Origin of the sequence: Leisingera sp. ANG-DT (assembly GCF_000813785.1) — a bacterium.
In the GTDB taxonomy this organism is placed as follows: Bacteria; Pseudomonadota; Alphaproteobacteria; order Rhodobacterales; family Rhodobacteraceae; genus Leisingera.
The window spans coordinates 24180-41777 of the sequence record NZ_JWLE01000029.1 but is presented as its reverse complement, the minus strand read 5'-3'; the positions used below and the strand labels follow the sequence as shown (position 1 = coordinate 41777).

Below are 17598 nucleotides of genomic sequence, written 5' to 3'. Positions count from 1 at the left end.
CGCTTAGTGCGAATGCGAGCGGTCCCAGTCTTCCTGCTTGGGCAGGATTTCGAAGGTGTGCTCCGGCGGCGGGGAGGGCAGGGTCCACTCCAGGGTGTCCGCATATTCGTTCCAGTAGTTGTTCTGGGTGACGCGGGCGCCGCGCAGCAGCGAATAGATCACCACGCCGAAGAACAGGATGAACGAAGCGAAGGAGATGAACGCGCCATAGGACGAGATCTTGTTCCAGTAGGCAAAACCTTCCGGGTAGTCGATGTAGCGGCGCGGCATGCCCTGACGGCCCAGGAAGTGCTGCGGGAAGAAGGTCAGGTTGGCGCCGATGAAGAACAGCCAGAAGTGGATCTGTGCGCCCAGCTCGTTGTACTGGCGGCCGGTCATCTTGCCGAAGTAGAAGTAGATGCCCGAGAAGATCGCGAACACCGCACCCAGCGACATCACGTAGTGGAAGTGAGCCACAACGTAGTAGGTGTCGTGATAGGCGCGGTCGACAGCCGCCTGGCTCAGCACCACGCCGGTCACACCGCCGACGGTGAACAGGAACAGGAAGCCGAAGGCGAACATCATCGGAGCTTTGAACTCGATGGAGCCGCCCCACATGGTGGCGATCCAGGAGAACACTTTAACCCCGGTCGGAACCGCGATCACCATGGTGGCCAGCATGAAGTAGGCCTGCTGGTTCAGCGACATGCCGACGGTATACATGTGGTGCGCCCACACGACGAAGCCCAGAACGCCGATCGCAATGATCGCCCAGACCATCGGCAGGTAGCCGAAGACAGGTTTGCGCGCAAAGGTGGCGATGACGTGGGAGATGATGCCGAAGCCGGGCAGGATCACGATGTACACTTCCGGGTGGCCGAAGAACCACAGGATGTGCTGGTACAGGATCGGGTCGCCGCCGCCTGCCGCGTCAAAGAAGGTGAAGCCGAAGTTGCGGTCCATCAGCAGCATGGTGATGGCGCCGGCCAGAACCGGCAAGCTCAGCAGGATCAGCCAGGAGGTGACGAAGATCGACCAGGAGAACAGCGGCACCTTGAACAGGGTCATGCCCGGGGCGCGCATGTTCAGGAAGGTGGTGATCATGTTGATCGCACCCAGGATCGACGAAGCACCCGAGACGTGCACGGCGAAGATCGCCAGGTCCATCGAGTAGCCGCCTTCGTTCACGGACAGCGGCGGGTACAGAACCCAGCCGACGCCGGAGCCCAGCTGGTCATTGCCGCCCGGGGAGACAACCGAGAGGACCGCCAGCGAGGTGCCTGCGACATACATCCAGAACGACAGGTTGTTCATCCGCGGGAACGCCATGTCCGGCGCACCGATCTGCAGCGGCATGAAGTAGTTGCCGAAACCGCCGAACAGGGCCGGAATCACCACGAAGAACATCATCAGGATGCCGTGGGCGGTGATCATCACGTTCCAGAGGTGGCCGTTCGGAGTACATTCCGCAGCGGCGTCTGCGAACAGGCGCGCGCCTTCAAGGCACATGTATTGAACGCCGGGATCCATCAGCTCCAGCCGCATGTAGACGGTGAAGATGACGGAGATGAGACCTGCAATCGCCGAGACGATCAGGTAAAGAATGCCGATATCCTTATGGTTCGTGCTCATGAACCAGCGGGTGAAAAAGCTCCGCTCGTCCTCGTGGCCGTGACCATGAATGGCTGCGTCTGCCATTTAGGTGCCTCCTGCTGCATAACGAAAGGCCCCCGGAGACGGACTCCGGGCGGCCTGGATTCCTTGCGAGTTTTAGTGTGGCCTGCCGGGGCCTTCAATGGCGGAGTTTGATCTGGATCAAGATTTATTGCCGCAGGGGCTTGAATGCCCTGGGATTTGCCCGGCTCAGACGGCTTGACCTGGGGGCGGGGCGCGCGCACAACCGGGGAAAGCCAGAACAAGGAGCCCGGACGCATGCCTGATTATGACCCCGACAATATTTTTGCCAAGCTCCTGCGCGGGGAGATCCCGTCCACCCGCGTTTATGAGGATGACGATACCCTGGCCTTCATGGATATCATGCCACGCGCAGACGGGCATCTGCTGGTTATCCCCAAGACCCCCTGCCGCAATATCCTGGATGCCAGCCCGGCGCAGCTGGGCGCAGTGATGCAGACGGTGCAGAAACTGTCGCAGGCAGTGATCGCGGCGTTCGGCGCGGACGGGGTCACCGTGCAGCAGTTCAATGAGGCGGCTGGCGGGCAGGAGGTGTTCCACCTGCACATGCATGTGCTGCCGCGGCACGAGGGCGACCGGCTGCGCCCGCCGGGCACCATGGGCGACATGGACCTGATCCAGGCCCAGGCGGAAAAGATCCGCGCGGCGCTGGCGAACAGCTGACGTTCTCCTCCTGTGCATTTTGAAATGCAAGAACACCGCAGAGGTTCTGCGGTGTTTTCTGATGCGAATTTATGCATCTGAAATAAATGTTGAATTTTAGTTGAATTTGATCATAGCTGTTTCGCAAATTGGTTGTAGGTCAAAGAGGGCGCGCGCGCCCAAGCGTATGGGAACCCAAGAATTGGGGTAGACCGGCACGGAATGCCTGCCTGGTTTCGGGCGGCATCAGCCGGGCATTTTTAGTTTACAGGCAGGTCGCCTGAAACATGCGGGCCAGAAGGTCTGCACTCGCCTGTGCGCTTGCTGAATGCTTGCCGGGCGCAGGGTCTCTTTGACGTTAAAGCAGTATTGGAGGGGCGGGGTGACGCTCTTGTGCCGTGCGCAGACCTTGTCGCAGGATCAGGTCGTGGCCGCAATTTATGAAACGATGATCCGGCCAGAGCAATTCGACCGGTTTATGCCCGGCCCGCATGATGGTCCGGTTGCGCCTTCTCCGGGCCGCATGCAGCAAGGACGGCTCAGGACCGCACCGGTGCTGCAAGCGCATTTCGCACGGGCGGCCGGGATACAGGAGCAGCAATGGCAGCGGGCGGGGCGGCCGCACCCGGGCGCGTATTCGGGCAATTGCACCCGGTTCTGGCTTCTGGTGGATGCGAACGCAGGCGGAGGTCTTCTGAATGCATCGCAGCGGGCAGCGCGCCAGCTGGCTGGCGGCATGGCAATTCCTGCAGCGCTGGGGCTAACACCAGCAGCAGCGGAACACTGGCAGAATTACCTTGAGGACGTGCGCAGCGGGAATTTCTCCTGGCGCGATGTCCTGCTGCTTGCGGCCTGCGGCCCCGGAGAGCAATTTTTGTGCCGCCCGGTTCGCCTGAACGGTGGCGGCGTTGCGGTCATGGCTGAGCGGTTGGAGGGGGATTGGGCCACCGACGCTGCGGCGCCGGTTGCGGCTGCTTTGGGTTTGCAGCAGCAGGGCTTCGAGCCTTTAAGGGACGCGGCAGCCAGGGGCGGCGGCAAGGTGGGGGGCAGGCTGGAGCAGGCCGCTGAGCAAGCGGGAGCGCCAGGCCCGGCGGAGCTGGTCCGGCTGGCCGCCTTCCTGATGAACGAGCACAGCCGGGATCTGGCTATTGCCAAGGGTGACCTGCTGCCGCCATCCGAGACCTTCGAAGACAGCTCGGGCCAGCGCTCTCAATACTTCCGGCTAGGGGCAGAGACTGGCCAGCCGGTGATTTTCGTGCATGGGATGCTGGACGGGATTGCACCGCTGCAGCGCTTGCAGCCGCAGTTGCGGACGTTGGGGTTCAGGGTCTATGCACCGATGCGCCGCGGCTATGGCGGATCGGTGCCGCTGAAACGCGAAGAGGATCCCGCTGATGCCTTTGTAAAGCAGCTGGCTGCTTTGATGGCGCATGAGAACCTGCAGCGCCCTGTGCTGCTGTGCCATCGCGGAGGTGCGCTTTATGGCTTTCAGGCAGCCCGCCGCCTGGACAGCAGGATTGCCGGTTTGGTGGCAGCTGCTTCAAACTGCGCCATCAGTTCGCCCCGGCAGTTCTCCGGTCTGAGCGGCTACGCATGGCTGGTCGCGCTGGCCGCCGCCCGCGCCAGCTGGATGCTGCCCGCGCTGATGAAAGGCTGGGCCGCAGCGCTGCACTGGTACGGGCCCAAGACCCTGCTGCGGATGCAAACCCGCAGCGGCAGCAAGGAACGGGCCATGCTGTCGCAGCTGGACCTTCTGCAGCTGCTTCAGCAAAGTCAGCGGCTGTTCCAGGAACAGGGCGGCGCGGGGTTCCTGGCTGATGTTCAGATGCTGCGGCAAGGGGTGCAGGCGGTGGTGCCGGGCAAGAATACACGGTCGGTGTTTGTACATGGAGGAGAGGATCACATTGCGCCGCTCTCCGCTGTTCGCGAGATGCTGGGCGGCCTGCCGGATGCCAGGCTGTGCATCAGCCAGGATGCCGGAGCACTCCTGTTCTACACTTTCCCGGAGCTGGTGCTGACAGCGCTGCAGGATCTTGCGTCCGTAGCAGACAGTTGAGGTCAGCGTCCAAAGACCTGCGCGAAACTGCGTTTCAGGGCGACATCCACATCTGCCATCGTCACCGGCAGCCCCAAATCCACGAGGCTGGTCACCCCGTATTCTGTGATGCCGCAGGGAACGATGCCCGTGAAATGTTCCAGTTCCGGTTCAACGTTGATGGAGATGCCGTGGAAGCTCACCCATTTCCGCAAGCGGATTCCGATGGCGGCAATCTTGTCCTCAGCCATACTGCCCGCTAGGGTCCGCGGCTTTTCAGGCCTCTCGACCCAGACGCCGACCCGGCCTTCGCGGATGTGGCCCTTGATGTTGAACTCATCCAAAGCCGCGATCACCCAGCTTTCCAGCTGCTGCACAAAACGGCGCACGTCGTGGCCGCGTTTGCCCACGTCCAGCATCACATAAACCACCCGCTGTCCCGGCCCGTGATAGGTGTACTGGCCGCCGCGCTTGCTCTCATAGACCGGGAAACGTTCGGGATCTGTCAGGTCTTCACGTTTGGCAGAGGTGCCGGCTGTGTAAAGCGGCGGGTGCTCAACCAGCCAGATGCATTCTTCCGCCGATCCGGCAGCAATTGCCGCAGCGCGCTTCTCCATGAAGGCAACCGCTTGATCATACTCGACTAAACCGTCTGATGTGATCCACTCAACCATGCCCGATGCCGTCTTCTTCCATCGTTTGTAAGGGGGGCGGATAAAATTGGCCGGAAAACCCCTAGGTGCCAGTGCTTTCTGTGGAGTATCCTGATTCCATAGCGAGTATCCATAGGGGGCGCGTATCATGTTTATCAAGCCGCTCAAGCCGGCCCTTACCGCCGCATTTCTGGCAACATCCGTCACCAGTCCTGCAGCCGCGGACGAATTGGGGGCCGCCATTGCCGGCGCCGTGATCGGCGGCGTCATTGTCAATGAAGTCCACAAGAACAAGCAACGGCGCCGCGCCGCCACTACCTACAGGCGCGCACCAACCTATTCGGCGGCGCGGGCTGAAAACCGGGAAACCCAGGTTGCGCTCAACTATTTCGGCTTTAATTCGGGAACCCCTGACGGGGTGCTGGGCCGCCGGTCCCGTGCGGCCATTACCCAGTACCAGGTCCACATGGGCTATCCGGCCACCGGCCATCTGGCACCGTATGAGCGAAATTTCCTGGTCAGCTCCTACAACCGGGCCCAGGTTGGCGGCCCGCAGGTTATCAAGGCGATGCAAGGCCCGCAGGGCGTGCGCGGTGTGCTGCACACCTGGCGGGATGAGGCCGCAGGCATCCGCGCTCCAGGCAGCACCTATGCCAGCGGCGGTTATGGCGGGCTGCCGCCAGAAGTCAGCCACGCGGTGGATGAAATTGCCGCCAGCTCCGAACCGACCGGCGAACAGCTGCTGCAGCGCACCGGCTTCATGCAACTGGCAGACCTGAATGGCGACGGCCGCAACGATTATGTGCTGGATACCTCAGTCTCCGGCAGCTCGTTCTGGTGCGGCGCGTCAAATTGTTCGGTGATGGTCTTTGCTTCGACGCCGCAAGGGTACCAGCGCAACGATTTCCTGGCCCGCGGCGTGACCCCGGCCAGCTTCGCCTGCCATCAGGGCACTTGCAGGATGGCGGATACCGGCCCGGACGCGCCGGTTCAGGCCGCGCAGAACCGCAGCACAGTGATGGCTTTCTCGGGGCAGGAAAATGCGGCCCTGGGCGGCATCACCCTGTTCGATCAGCCAGAGCAAAGCGCCTCGCTTACAAGCTATTGCAGCAAGGTGAGCCTGCTGACCAGTTCCAACGGCGGATTCATGACCGCCGACAGCATGAACGACCCGGAACTGGCATTGGGTGAGCAGTTCTGTCTGGCCCGCACCTATGCCATCAACGCGGGCGAAGCCCGGGCCGGTAAGGTTGCAGGAGCCTCACAGGCGCAGATCGACAGCCAGTGCGATGCCTTCGGCCCGGCCTTGAAACCCTATCTGGCCAAGCTCGGCAGCGCTGGCAGCGGCGAAGTGATGGGGGATGTGCAGAAATTTGTGCTGCAATCCGGCATGTCGCTGGAGCAGCTGTCCAACACGGCAGGGATCTGCCTGTTCTCCGGCTACCGGCGCGACGACATGGATGTGGCACTGGGCGCGGCGCTGATCCTGACCGGCACCGGGCAGCGCCCCTATGCAGAGCTGATCGGCCACCACCTGGCGCTGGGCTTCGGCGCACCGAACGCGGTGAAGAAGGCGCAGGAATGGTACAGCATGGCAGTGATCGCGCTTGAAAGCGGTGCCGAGCCTGTATTCGCACCAGGCCAGTCCGGCCGCGCGGAACTGATCAAGGCGGCTTCAAGCGAACTGGCAGGCGGCCGTGTGCAGCCGGTGCAGGCGTCCGGCGGCGGTGCTGCACTGCCGACCTTCGGTTCTGAATAGCGGTTTCTCCGCTGACCGGAACAGTAAGCGGCCGGCAAAAGTGCCGGCCGCTTTCATTTGGGTTATTCAACGCCTGCCCCGGGCTGTCGCGCGGTCTTGGCAGCCGAATTGCGCCCCTGTTTTCCTGCGCTTAGCCCGGATAGGGCGGGAGCTTGGATATTCCGCGCAAAAAAGATGATTTTCGGCTTCACATCGCATTCGTGCTGGTCTATACGCCGCTACACCAAGCCTAAGACAGTGCGGTCGTGGCGGAATTGGTAGACGCGCAGCGTTGAGGTCGCTGTTCCTTAACCGGAGTGGAAGTTCGAGTCTTCTCGACCGCACCATCATCTCTCTCTGAAAAAACTGCTGCAAGCTCCGGTTTCCTGTGTGTGCATGGAACGCCTGTTGCCCTTATATCAACTGCTTGGCCTGATGCGGGTGGCCAGCGGCAATTGCCGGTTCCTGCATTTCCGCGGACCGGCTATAAGGGGACCGCTCCGGACACTTATGCCCGGGGCCAAGAATTTCACAGCGTGATGCAGCAGTATGTCCAGTCCAGATGCCGGGAATTGCGGCGGCAAAGTCCTCGAACGTGAACTCAGCGCACTGACGCTTGCCGGGGCGGAACTGCTGGATGCCGTGGAAATGGCAGGTCCGGAAGGCCGGACCGCCAGGCTGTTCTTCAGATCGGGTTCCCCGCGCGACGTTGCCGCGGCCATGTCATTCCATGCCGGAACGGTGCTGCACAATTTTGGTGGTGCACCGGTTCTGGATATTCCGATCAGCGGTGCCAGCAGCGCGGTAAGCATTTCGGCTGACGCAGAGCAGCAGGTGGTTCCGCTGCAGCCGGACGAGACCGGCCTGTTTGCCGGTCAGAACGTCCTAGCAGCAGTCCGCAACGGAGAAACGGCAGAAGCCGCGGCGGAATGGCTGCGGTTCCATGCGGCGCAGCACGGTATGCAAGGGGCCGTCATATTTGACAGGGCGCGGCCCCGGGACAGCCGCCGTTTTGTTCATGCACTGCAAGAGCTTGCGGAAGACATCGGCGGGCTTGAGCGGGTTGTGGTGGTGCATTCCAGCCTGCCCCTGGGCAAGGAGGGCCTGCCGGCGGAAGCGCATCCCTATAATGTGCCTGGTGCCCCGGGCAAGGACCGGATGGAGATCCCGCCTGCCGACCCCTGGAGCGCACCGTTGGGGGAGTTTCTGATCTATGAGATCCTGCGCGCGCGGTTCCTGGCGCGGGCCCGCGCTGTGGCCAATATCGACCTGTTCGACCTTCTCGCGCCGGGCGAGGGGATGAATGTCTTTGACCGCGCGGTGGCCGCCCCCTCCGGCTGCCTGCAGCTCGGTGGTGTGCAGGCTTATCCCTGGCGGGTGCGCAAGGGAGACGAGCCTGCCTTTGGCGATCACATCTGCATCCAGTTCGACGCTTCCGGGCTGCGGCCGCGCTGGTGCCTGGCGCCGGCTAAGGCGCCAGCGGGCTGCATCTGGCGGCTGATCCGGGTTGTCGGTGCAGACCCTGATCCTGACCAGGATGCCCGGTTCTACCGCTGCATGGCCTTGCGCCACCCCTCAGATACGGTCTCGAAAATCGTGCCCAAGACCAGCCTGGTTGAAACACCTGAGCTGCTGGACCTGGCCACCAGATACTTCAATGCCAAACCCGTCCGCATTCCTGAAGAGCAGGCGGTCAAGCGTTCAGGCGGCAAGCCCAGGACGGCTATCGTCACGACGATGAAGAACGAGGGGCCGTTCATTCTGGAATGGCTGGCCTATCACCGGGCAATCGGGGTGGATGATTTCCTCGTCTACACCAACGATTGCACCGATGGCACCGACACGATGCTGCAGATGCTGCAGGAGAAGGGCCTTGTGCAGCACCGTGAAAACCCGTTCCGGGGCACGGATCTGAAGCCGCAGCATGCAGCACTGCAGGCAGCAGAGGAGGAGCCGGTCATCCGGGACGCTGACTGGCTGGTCTGCATGGATGTGGACGAGTTCATCAACATCAAATGCGGTGACGGGCGGCTGGCGGATCTGTTCGAGGCGGTGGATGACGCCAACATGATCGCGATGACCTGGCGGCTGTTCGGCAACAACGATGTGCGCGATTTCACCGGCGATCTGATCACCCGGGAATTCACCCGCTGCGCGCATGAGATCACCCGCAAGCCGCATCAGGCCTGGGGCTTCAAGACCTTGTTCCGCAACACTGGCATCTTCAAGAAGCTGGGGGTGCACCGCCCCAAGGGGCTGAAGCCGCAATTGTGGGAGGACATCCGCTGGGTCAACGGTTCCGGGCAGGACATGCCACGGGAGATGTTCCGCAATGGCTGGCGCTCGTCAATGAGCACCTACGGCTACGATCTGGTGCAGCTCAACCACTACGCTGTGCGTAGTGCTGAGAGCTTTCTGGTCAAACGCGACCGCGGCCGGGTCAACCATGTCGACCGCGACCAGGGGCTGTCCTACTGGTTCCGGATGAACAACAACGCCGAAGAGGAGCGCACAATCCAGCGGATGATCCCGGCGCTGGAAGCTGAGATGGCGCGGCTTTTGGCAGATCCGGACATCGCTGCGGCGCATGAATACTCATGCCGCAAGCACCGCGAGAAGATCGAGGAACTGAAGACCCGGGAGGATATGATCGCGCTGTTTCACGAGCTGACCAGCGACAAGCTCTGCAAACTGTCCCGGATGCACGCGCATTTCGGCGCCAATGTCTTTCTCAGCGGCCCAGGTGTGATCCCGGATGAAATTGCCGAAAAGGAACCGGGCAGCGATTTTTGGTTCACCGTGGAGCGCGGCGAAACCACACATTGAGGTTTCCAGATCCCGGCAGATTGACAGGCGTTCAGCAAGCGCGGTAATTTTCGTTAACAAAAAGGCGCGGTTAGGCGCCAATGTATTGGGTAGAATAAGGGGCAGGTATCATGGCACTTCCGGCCATTGCGTCACTTTGGGTTGGCCCTGAGCTGAGCTGGCTGGAACAGCTTTGCCTGAAGTCCTTTCTCGACAATGGCCACGAGGTGATCCTGTTCACCTATGATGAGGTCAAGGGGGTGCCGGATGGCGTTCAGGTAGCGGATGCCAACGATATTCTGCCCGCAGATCGCATCATCCGCCACGCCAAGACAGGCAGCCCGGCCTATCATGCGGATGTGTTCCGCCTGCATATGCTGCAGCAGACGGATTATGTTTGGGCCGACACCGATGCCTATTGCTGCCAGCCCTGGGACATCAAGGGCAAGCATTTCCACGGCTGGATTTCCGACAACAAGCCGATGGTCAACAATGGTGTGCTGCGGTTGCCGAAGACGTCCAAGACGCTGAAAGCAATGCTGAAATTCACCAGCGACGAATACCCCATCCCGCCGTGGTACAGCGCGGAAAAACAGGCTGAACTGCAGGCACTGAAAGACGCGGGGCAGGGCGTGCATGTGTCGCTGCTGCCCTGGGGCGTCTGGGGGCCGGATGCGCTGACCTGGTTCCTGCAGGAAACCGGAGAGGTCTCAAACTCGCGGCCGGGCCATGTGATCTATCCGGTTCCGTTCAAGCAGGCTGGCGTGGTGCTGAATCCGAACCGTCGCAACCAGGCCGGCAAACACATCCGGAGCGACACGCTGTCGATCCATTTCTGGGGCCGCCGGTTCCGTAATATCGCGGCCAAATACGGCGGGGTTCCGGCCGAAGGCTGCTATGTGCATGAGCTGCTGATCAAACACGGGATTGATGCCGAAAAAACCCGCCACCTGCTGCAGCCCGCGCCGGAGGCAGAACAAGAACAGGCGGAGCCTGTCGATCCGGCCACGCTGGATTTTTCCATGTTCAGCGATCAGGACGTGGCCAACATTCTTCTGCAGCGGACGGAACTGGCAAGTTCCGGCCAGACAATCCGCGATTGGCTGGCGGGAGGTGAGCAGTTATTGCTGGACGAAGCCCGCACGAACCGGGATGCGATCCTGCATGGCGCACTGCGCATAGCTGAACGCGAATGCGCGCATTTCCTGGAGGCGGTTGATGCTATCGCTCCCAAGCGCTCTGCCGACATCGGCTGCGGCTATGCGTTTTCCAGCCTGCTGCTGCACCGCCGCTACGGCTGCAGCATCGCACTGATTGATATCGAAGAAAGCAGCAGCCGGCATTTCGGGTTTCAGGGTGACGCTGCAGGCTATGCAAGCCTGGATACCGCCCGCGCATTTCTGGAAAAAAACGGTGTCCCGTCTGAGCAGATTACCGTCTGCAACCCCAAAACCGGGTATATTCCTGCACTTGGCACGTTTGATCTGGTGATCAGCCTGGCGTCCTGCGGCTTCCACTATCCCGTTAGCACCTATGACAGACTGTTCCGCAGCCAGATCAATGACGGCGGCGGCATTGTCCTGGATATCCGCAAGGGATCAGGCGGCATCGGTGCGATGAAAGACTTCGGCGTTGTCGATGTGCTGGCCAAGCACGGCAAGTACTCCACAGTGCTGACCCGAACCGGACAGGGGTCCTGACAGTTAACCGGGCCATTAACCTTTTGCGTGTATTGGGTGGCGAGGGAACGCCTTTCAGTTAAGCGCTTGCCAAGTCCAGCTCGCGGCCGTCTTTGGGCCGCCTGGCCATTGAAAGACAGTTGAATACCCATGCTGAGTGACATTTTCGACATCGGAACCGTGCTGCCCGCGCTGGATGTGGATGATGTTTTGACGGTCGCCGATATCAACGGCCAGGCGCCGGAGTTGTGCATTTTGCTGCACCGGCGCTATGGATGCAGCATTGATCTGGTCAGCCTCGACCGAAAAGGGCAGCCAAAGCCTGTGAACGAGGCGGCAGCGCAGGACTGGCATGCCCGCCTCGAACAGGGCGGGGTGGACCGCGATGCCATCCGGGTCGTTTCCGGTACAGTTGAAAACCGTCAGTACGATGTGATCCTGGCGCTGAACAGCTTTGGCGTCCGCCACAAGATCCAGAACATCAAACCGATGCTGGACCGGGCGCTGCACCCGCTGAGCCGGGTGGTGATAGAAATCCGCAAGGGGTCTGGCAGCTATCCGTTCCTGAAGGCCTACGGCAGCTGCAATACACTGCTGCCGCCGGAAGCGGACCGCAACGGTCTGGCAATTCTGTCCGCCGAACCGCAGGAGGTGCTGCCGCCTTCCCGAGAGTGGTCCAAGGTGGCCCGCCAGCTGGCCGGCAAGGAAGGCTTCTTCGACGAGCTGGAAGAGCACTCCTTCCTGTTCATGCCGCGCGGCAGCACGCTGGTTGTTACGTTCGACAATCTCGACATTGCGATGACCAAGCGGGATGACCGCCGGCCCTGGGGCTTCAGCTTTATCGAGGCGCAGGGCTGGTCAATGCTGGGGGTGATGGCCAACGGCTGGACCTGGTTCCGCCATCAGGAAGTCACCCGCAAGTTTGAGGAACTGCGCGACAGCGGGTTCTTTGCGCAGTTTTCCCGCGTCGTGTTCTATGGTGCCTCGATGGGCGGTTATGCGGCGGCGGCGTTTGCCGCGGCGGCGCCGGGCTCAACGGTGTTTGCAATCAGCCCGCAGTCCACGCTGGACAAGACCATCGTGCCTTGGGAAATGCGCTACAAGAAGGTTTGGGACCGGGATTTTTCCGGCCCCTTCGGCGATGCGGCGCAGGCCAGCCAGGGGGCAGGGGAGGTGCACATCATGTTCGACCCCTACGTGGCGCCGGATGCGGGCCATGCGGCGCGGTTCACCGGCGATAATGTCACCTTCTGGCGCTGCCCGCTGCTGGGGCACAGGCTGGGCTCCTCACTGCAGCAGATGGGTATTCTGCAGGAGATTGCCCGCGGCGCCATTACCGGCGAGCTGACCCCGCACCGCTTTCATCGCCTTTTGCGCAAGCGCCACAGTTTCCCCCGGTTCCAAAGGGAGCTTGCCAATCTGGCACTTGACCGCGGCCATCCGGGGCTTGCGAAGCAGGTCTGCGCGTATATCTTGCGCCAGCGGGACGACCGGTTCTTCCGCCGGATGAAGGAGCGGCTATGACGCGCACAAAGGGACCCGCGGCAGGCTTCCAATGCGCTGCTGAGCAAATACCGGGCAAAGGCCGGACAGGAAAATGAGCCAGGCAGATACGGACATACGGGACATCACCCTCGCCTTTCACGTCGGCGCGCCCAATACCGACAACGGCCAGCTGACCTGGTCGCTGCGCAAGGACGCGCAACCGCTGCTGGAGCGCGGTGTCATGATCCGCCGCCCTGGCACCTACATGAGTGCGCTCAACCAGCTGCTGCGCAAGCAGGATCAGGAGTTCGTCACGGAACAGGAGCGCGAGGCCCTGCTGGCCGGGCTGGTCAAGGACCAGGCGGTATCGCGGATCATCCTGACCAATTCCAGTTTTCTGGGCGTGCCGGGCTGGATGCTGAACGGCGGCAGGCTGTACCGCAATGCAGGCAAGAACGCAGCGGCCCTGCGCGGCCTGTTTCCCGGGAACCCTTGCGAGTTTTTCCTGGGCCTGCGCAACCCGGCCACTCTGGTCGGGCCGGTGTTCAAGTCCCAGTCCGGACGCACCTGGAAGCAGTTTGCGTCGGACACCGATTTTCTGAACCTTCGGTGGTCGGAGGTTGTCGAGGACATTCAGGATCGCAATCCCGGCTGCCGCATTACCGTTTGGTGCAATGAGGAAACACCGGTGATCTGGCCCAGCATCCTGGGTCATGTAACCGGCCTTGGGGAGGGCTTTCGCTTCAGCGGCGAGCTGGACATCACCCGCGGCATCATCTCCGAGGCAGGATACGAGCGGCTGGAGGCTTATCTGGCAAGCCGCCCCGGGCTGTCGGAAGACCAGAGGGAGCGGGTGCGTGCGCTGTTTCTGAGTTACTTCCACGACGAGGCGGAGATCGAGGAGGAAATCGACCTTCCCGGCTGGTCGCAGGCACTGGTGGACGACATGAGCGAAAGCTACGTGGCGGATGCCGAGCTGATCCGGCACATGCCGGGGGTCACCTTCCTGTCCTGAGCGCAGCGCGGCCGTAAAGCGGCTTCATCAGGATCGCAGTCAGGTACATCGGGATCTGGTAGCAGCCGAGAAAGATCAGCAGCGGATCGGTTGTGGCCGCGGGCAGGGCGATCAGGAAGAGGGCAAAGTTCCGGTTGCCGGCGACAACGGAAACGGGCACCGCGCCACTGCCCGCGCGGCGTCGCAATACTGCAAACACCAGTGCCTGCAGGCCCAGGTTGGCCGCCAAAGCGAATCCCAGCCACTGCAGGACCAGCAGCGGGTCCATCCGCAGCGCAGGCCCCAGCGCGGCCATCAGCCCGACCACAATCACTGCCAGCGCAATCACGGTCAGCCCGTCGATGGCTTTGGCCTGGTCCTCACGCATCTGCGGCAGGGTCAGGCGGCGCAGCAAAAAGGCTGCCGCAACCGTCAGGCCAATCGCGCCGATCAGCCGTCCGGCGGCGCGCAGCACCTCGCCCAGATCGCCGAGGCCGGGCGCCAGCAGGAACACCGGAATCACCGTCAGCGGCATCAGCGCGGTGCCGGTGATCAGCAGGCGGAAGGCCGGTTCCGGTGCGTGCCCCATCAGCGCGGTAATATTCGGGCTGCCGGTCACCGAGGGGGCGCTCAGCATCAGGATCAGCGCCACAGCGGCGGGGGTCTGCGCAACGCCGAACAGCGCGGCAATCCCCAGAGCCAGCAGCGGCAGGGCGACTTGCAGAAGGGTGATGGCCTTCAGCGTGCCGATACCGTCCGCCAGCCCGCCTGCGGCTTTGCGCAGGCCGATGCGGTAGGCGTTCAGAAACAAAAGCCCGGCCACCATTTGCGGCAGCCAGGGCTGAAGCGCAGCGGCGAGACCGGGCAGCAAAAGCCCGGCCAGAAGCCCAAGGACCAAAGCGGCCCGCCCGTGCCGGGCAGCAAAGGCGAGCGCGCGGAGCATGAGGTTAGACCGGTCCCGGCCTGAGGTTGTTCGGCAGGTAGGTTGCCAGCTCCGGGAAGGCGATCAGCACAAACACCATCAGCACCATGATCAGGAACATCGGGATTGCAGCGCGGGCGATATAGCTCATCTCGTGGTGGGTCATGCCCTGCATCACAAACAGGTTGAAACCGATCGGCGGAGTGATCTGCGCCATTTCCACAACCACCACGATGAAGATGCCGAACCAAATGAGGTCGATGCCGGCCTGGCGGATCATCGGCTCCACCACTGCCATGGTCAGCACCACCGAGGAGATGCCGTCGAGGAAGCAGCCGAGCACGATGTAGAACACCAAGAGCACCATGAGGAGTTCCAGGCGCGACAGTTCCCATCCGGCAATCAGGTCGGCCAGCCCGCGCGGCAGGCCGGTGAACCCCATCGACAGCGACAGAAACGCGGCCCCCGCCAGGATCAGCGCAATCATCGCGCTGGTGCGGGTGGCGCCAATCAGGCTTTCTGTGAATGTTTTCCAATTCAGAGAGCCTTGTCCCAGCGCCAGAAGCAAGGAGCCGATGACCCCGAATGCGGCCGCCTCGGTTGCAGTGGCAAAGCCCAGGTACATCGACCCGATCACCACCACGATCAGCGCAATCACCGGCGCCAGAAAGCGGGAGTTCTTCACCTTTTGCGCGAAGGTCAGCTTGGCCTCTTGCGTGGGATTCCAGTCCTTGCCGACCTTGGAATAGATCGCCACATAGCCCATGAACATCGCCGCCAGCACCAGGCCCGGCAGGATACCTGCAAAGAACAGCTTGGTGATCGATTCATTGATGGTGACGCCATAGACGATCAGCGTCAGCGACGGCGGGATCATCAGGCCCAGGGTGGCCGCGCCGGTCAGGGTGCCGATCACCATCTTCTCGGGGTAGTTGCGCTTGCGCAGCTCCGGGATGGACATCTTACCCACCGTGGTCAGTGTCGCGGCGGAGGAGCCGGAGACCGCGGCAAATACCGTGCAGCCGACGATATTGGTGTGCACCAGCCCGCCGGGCAGGGGCGCCATCCAGGGGCTGAGGCCCTTGAACATGTCCTCGGATAATCGGGTCCGGTACAGGATTTCGCCCATCCAGATAAACATCGGCAGCGCCGTCAGGGTCCAGCTGGAGGACGCCGACCAGACCGTGGTCAGCATCACGTCGCCCACAGGCCGTGTGGTGAACAATTCCATGCCAACCCAGGCCACGCCCATCAGCGCCAGGCCGACCCAAACGCCGGTGCCCAGAAGCGTGAACAGCACGAAGAGGAAGAGGATGATGACTGAGATGTTTTCCATGGGCCCTTACTCCGCGTGGCTCTGATTTTCGAGATCCCGGGTGATGCGGTGGTCGCCGCGGAAAATCACGTGGATCAGGTGGTCGGTGAGGGCGATGGCCAGGATGACCGCGCCGATCAGCATGGCGCTTTGCGGGATCCACAGCGGCGTGCGGTCCTGACCCTGGCTCACGTCGTTGAACTTCCAGCTCCAGTAGACAAAGCGATAGGCGTAGAAGCAGAAGTACCACATCACCGCGGTGCCGATGCCGAAACACCAGATTTCCAGCACCCGGCGGAAACCTTCGGGCACGGCGTTCAGCAGGATCGACACCCGGATATGGCTGCCGCGGTTCAGGGCATTGGCAAAGGCCAGGAAGGACGCAGCGGCCATCGCATAGCCTGCGTAATCCGGCGCGCCGGGGAAGACCTCACCGGTCCAGCGGGCCAGCATCTGGACCACGATCAGCCCCAGAATGGCAATCAGGCAGAGCGCGGCCAGCACCCCCGCCGCAAGGTAGAGAAAATCCAGTCCGGAGCGCAGCCCCCTGAGCACAGTCATAGCATCCCCATCGGCATTATTCTTATAAGACTACGGGCGGTATCTGCCGCGCCGCCCGTACCAATTTGTCTGATTACTCAGCGCGGAAGGCGTCGACGATGGCCTTGCCTTCTTCGCCGGCCGCTTCCAGCCACTCATTGGTCATGGTGACGCCGATTTCCTTCAGCTCGCCCACCATCTGGTCAGACGCCGGACCCACGGTCATGCCGCCATCGCGCAGGCCCTGCAGGGTAAAGCCGGTGTATTCCTTGGCGCGCCAGTTGCCCGCGTATTCGGCCAGCTTGGCGCAGCCCTTGATCACGTTCTGGTTCGCCTCGGAGGTGCCGTTCCAGACGTCGGAGTTCACGAACACGTAGTTGCGGGGCAGCCAGGCATCCACTTCGTAGAAATAGTTCAGGCTTTCCCAGACCTTGCGGTCATACCCGGTGGAGCCGGAGGAGACCATCGACTCCGCCACACCGGTGGCAAAGGCCTGGCTGATCTCAGCAGCCTCGATGGTCACCGGCAGCATGCCGGTCAGTTCCGCCAGGCGCGAGGTGGCGTTGTTGTAGGAGCGGAACTTGATGCCTTTCATGTCGGCCACCGAATTCACCTCGTTCTTGAAATACAGGCCCTGCGGCGGCCACGGCACAGCGTAAAGCAGGGTCAGGTTTTGCTCAGCCAGCAGTTTTTCGATGGAGGGCTTGGCCGCCTTCCACAGCTTGTCGCTGTCGTCAAAGGAGGTCGCCAAGAACGGGATCGAGTCAAAGCCGAACAGCGCGTTTTCGTTCTGGTGGCCGGACAGCAGCCGCTCGCCTATCGGCGCCTGGCCGGTCTGCACAGCGCGCTTGATGTCGGCGCCCTTGAACAGCGAGCCGGAGGGGTGGGTCTTGATCTCAACTTCGCCGCCGGTGCCGGTGGTTACGCAGTCTGCAAATTCCGCGCCGGTGGCGGAGTGGAAGTTGGAGGCCGAATAGGCCATCGGCATGTCCCAGGTTTCTGCCGCAGCGGGCAGGGCGGCGGCTGCGGTCAGTGCAGTGGCGGCCAGCAGTTGGGTCAGTTTTTTCATCATGTTCTCCCTGTTGTGGTTACGGCCCCTTGTGGGACACTGGTTGG

General features: G+C 62.1%; 13 protein-coding genes and 1 tRNA gene. 8 read left to right on the top strand and 6 right to left on the bottom strand.

Features of this window, described 5'->3' with window-relative positions; translation table 11 throughout:
• Positions 1–3: 3 nt before the first annotated feature.
• Complete coding sequence (ctaD, locus tag RA21_RS18610; protein WP_019298396.1) at positions 4–1677, bottom strand: cytochrome c oxidase subunit I; 1674 nt, start codon at positions 1675–1677, stop codon at positions 4–6.
• Positions 1678–1911: 234 nt separating this feature from the next.
• Between ctaD and RA21_RS18605 the strand changes: the two genes are divergently transcribed.
• Complete coding sequence (locus RA21_RS18605) at positions 1912–2337, top strand: HIT family protein (protein ID WP_039151764.1); 426 nt, start codon at positions 1912–1914, stop codon at positions 2335–2337.
• A 361-nt stretch (positions 2338–2698) separates the two neighbouring features.
• Entirely contained in the window at positions 2699–4372 is a 1674-nt protein-coding gene (locus tag RA21_RS18600) for an alpha/beta fold hydrolase (protein ID WP_241483528.1), read from the top strand.
• A gap of 2 nt (positions 4373–4374) precedes the next feature.
• Here the strand turns inward: RA21_RS18600 and lipB are convergent, their stop codons facing one another.
• Positions 4375–5154 carry a lipoyl(octanoyl) transferase LipB gene (gene lipB, locus RA21_RS18595; protein WP_275041417.1) on the bottom strand — a complete coding sequence of 260 codons (780 nt, stop codon included), beginning with the start codon at positions 5152–5154 and terminating at the stop codon, positions 4375–4377.
• Between lipB and RA21_RS18590 the strand changes: the two genes are divergently transcribed.
• From RA21_RS18590 to RA21_RS18565, 6 genes are all read left to right on the top strand, one after another.
• Positions 5153–6763 carry a peptidoglycan-binding domain-containing protein gene (locus RA21_RS18590; protein ID WP_019298400.1) on the top strand — a complete coding sequence of 537 codons (1611 nt, stop codon included), beginning with the start codon at positions 5153–5155 and terminating at the stop codon, positions 6761–6763. The two genes, lipB and RA21_RS18590, sit on opposite strands and share 2 nt — an antisense overlap.
• Positions 6764–7002: 239 nt before the next feature.
• A tRNA-Leu gene (locus RA21_RS18585) sits at positions 7003–7089 on the top strand.
• Between the two features lie 202 nt (positions 7090–7291).
• Positions 7292–9568 (top strand): glycosyltransferase family 2 protein, encoded by a 2277-nt coding sequence (locus tag RA21_RS18580; protein ID WP_039151700.1) that lies wholly within the window; start codon positions 7292–7294, stop codon positions 9566–9568.
• A gap of 110 nt (positions 9569–9678) precedes the next feature.
• On the top strand, positions 9679–11247 hold the full coding sequence (locus RA21_RS18575) for a class I SAM-dependent methyltransferase (RefSeq protein ID WP_039151698.1): 1569 nt from the start codon (positions 9679–9681) through the stop codon (positions 11245–11247).
• A 129-nt stretch (positions 11248–11376) separates the two neighbouring features.
• Positions 11377–12750, top strand: a complete 1374-nt coding sequence (locus tag RA21_RS18570) for a hypothetical protein (protein WP_039151695.1) — start codon at positions 11377–11379, stop codon at positions 12748–12750.
• Positions 12751–12823: 73 nt separating this feature from the next.
• On the top strand, positions 12824–13726 hold the full coding sequence (locus RA21_RS18565) for a hypothetical protein (protein ID WP_019298418.1): 903 nt from the start codon (positions 12824–12826) through the stop codon (positions 13724–13726).
• Here the strand turns inward: RA21_RS18565 and RA21_RS18560 are convergent.
• From RA21_RS18560 to RA21_RS18545, 4 genes are all read right to left on the bottom strand, one after another.
• Positions 13710–14648: a hypothetical protein gene (locus RA21_RS18560; protein ID WP_039151693.1), complete on the bottom strand. Its 939-nt coding sequence runs from the start codon at positions 14646–14648 to the stop codon at positions 13710–13712. The two genes, RA21_RS18565 and RA21_RS18560, sit on opposite strands and share 17 nt — an antisense overlap.
• A gap of 4 nt (positions 14649–14652) precedes the next feature.
• Positions 14653–15963 (bottom strand): TRAP transporter large permease, encoded by a 1311-nt coding sequence (locus RA21_RS18555; RefSeq protein WP_039151691.1) that lies wholly within the window; start codon positions 15961–15963, stop codon positions 14653–14655.
• Between the two features lie 6 nt (positions 15964–15969).
• Entirely contained in the window at positions 15970–16503 is a 534-nt protein-coding gene (locus tag RA21_RS18550) for a TRAP transporter small permease (protein ID WP_039151689.1), read from the bottom strand.
• A 73-nt stretch (positions 16504–16576) separates the two neighbouring features.
• Positions 16577–17551 carry a TRAP transporter substrate-binding protein gene (locus RA21_RS18545; RefSeq protein ID WP_039151762.1) on the bottom strand — a complete coding sequence of 325 codons (975 nt, stop codon included), beginning with the start codon at positions 17549–17551 and terminating at the stop codon, positions 16577–16579.
• Between the last annotated feature and the right edge of the window lie 47 nt (positions 17552–17598).

Excerpts from the sequence above, each read along its gene's own strand:
- ctaD (WP_019298396.1), bottom strand. The coding sequence starts at position 1,677 with ATGGCAGACGCAGCCATTCATGGTCACGGCCACGAGGACGAGCGGAGC.
- RA21_RS18605 (WP_039151764.1), top strand. The coding sequence starts at position 1,912 with ATGCCTGATTATGACCCCGACAATATTTTTGCCAAGCTCCTGCGCGGG.
- RA21_RS18590 (WP_019298400.1), top strand. The coding sequence starts at position 5,153 with ATGTTTATCAAGCCGCTCAAGCCGGCCCTTACCGCCGCATTTCTGGCA.
- lipB (WP_275041417.1), bottom strand. The coding sequence starts at position 5,154 with ATGATACGCGCCCCCTATGGATACTCGCTATGGAATCAGGATACTCCA.
- RA21_RS18580 (WP_039151700.1), top strand. The coding sequence starts at position 7,292 with ATGTCCAGTCCAGATGCCGGGAATTGCGGCGGCAAAGTCCTCGAACGT.
- RA21_RS18575 (WP_039151698.1), top strand. The coding sequence starts at position 9,679 with ATGGCACTTCCGGCCATTGCGTCACTTTGGGTTGGCCCTGAGCTGAGC.
- RA21_RS18570 (WP_039151695.1), top strand. The coding sequence starts at position 11,377 with ATGCTGAGTGACATTTTCGACATCGGAACCGTGCTGCCCGCGCTGGAT.
- RA21_RS18565 (WP_019298418.1), top strand. The coding sequence starts at position 12,824 with ATGAGCCAGGCAGATACGGACATACGGGACATCACCCTCGCCTTTCAC.
- RA21_RS18560 (WP_039151693.1), bottom strand. The coding sequence starts at position 14,648 with ATGCTCCGCGCGCTCGCCTTTGCTGCCCGGCACGGGCGGGCCGCTTTG.
- RA21_RS18555 (WP_039151691.1), bottom strand. The coding sequence starts at position 15,963 with ATGGAAAACATCTCAGTCATCATCCTCTTCCTCTTCGTGCTGTTCACG.
- RA21_RS18550 (WP_039151689.1), bottom strand. The coding sequence starts at position 16,503 with ATGACTGTGCTCAGGGGGCTGCGCTCCGGACTGGATTTTCTCTACCTT.
- RA21_RS18545 (WP_039151762.1), bottom strand. The coding sequence starts at position 17,551 with ATGAAAAAACTGACCCAACTGCTGGCCGCCACTGCACTGACCGCAGCC.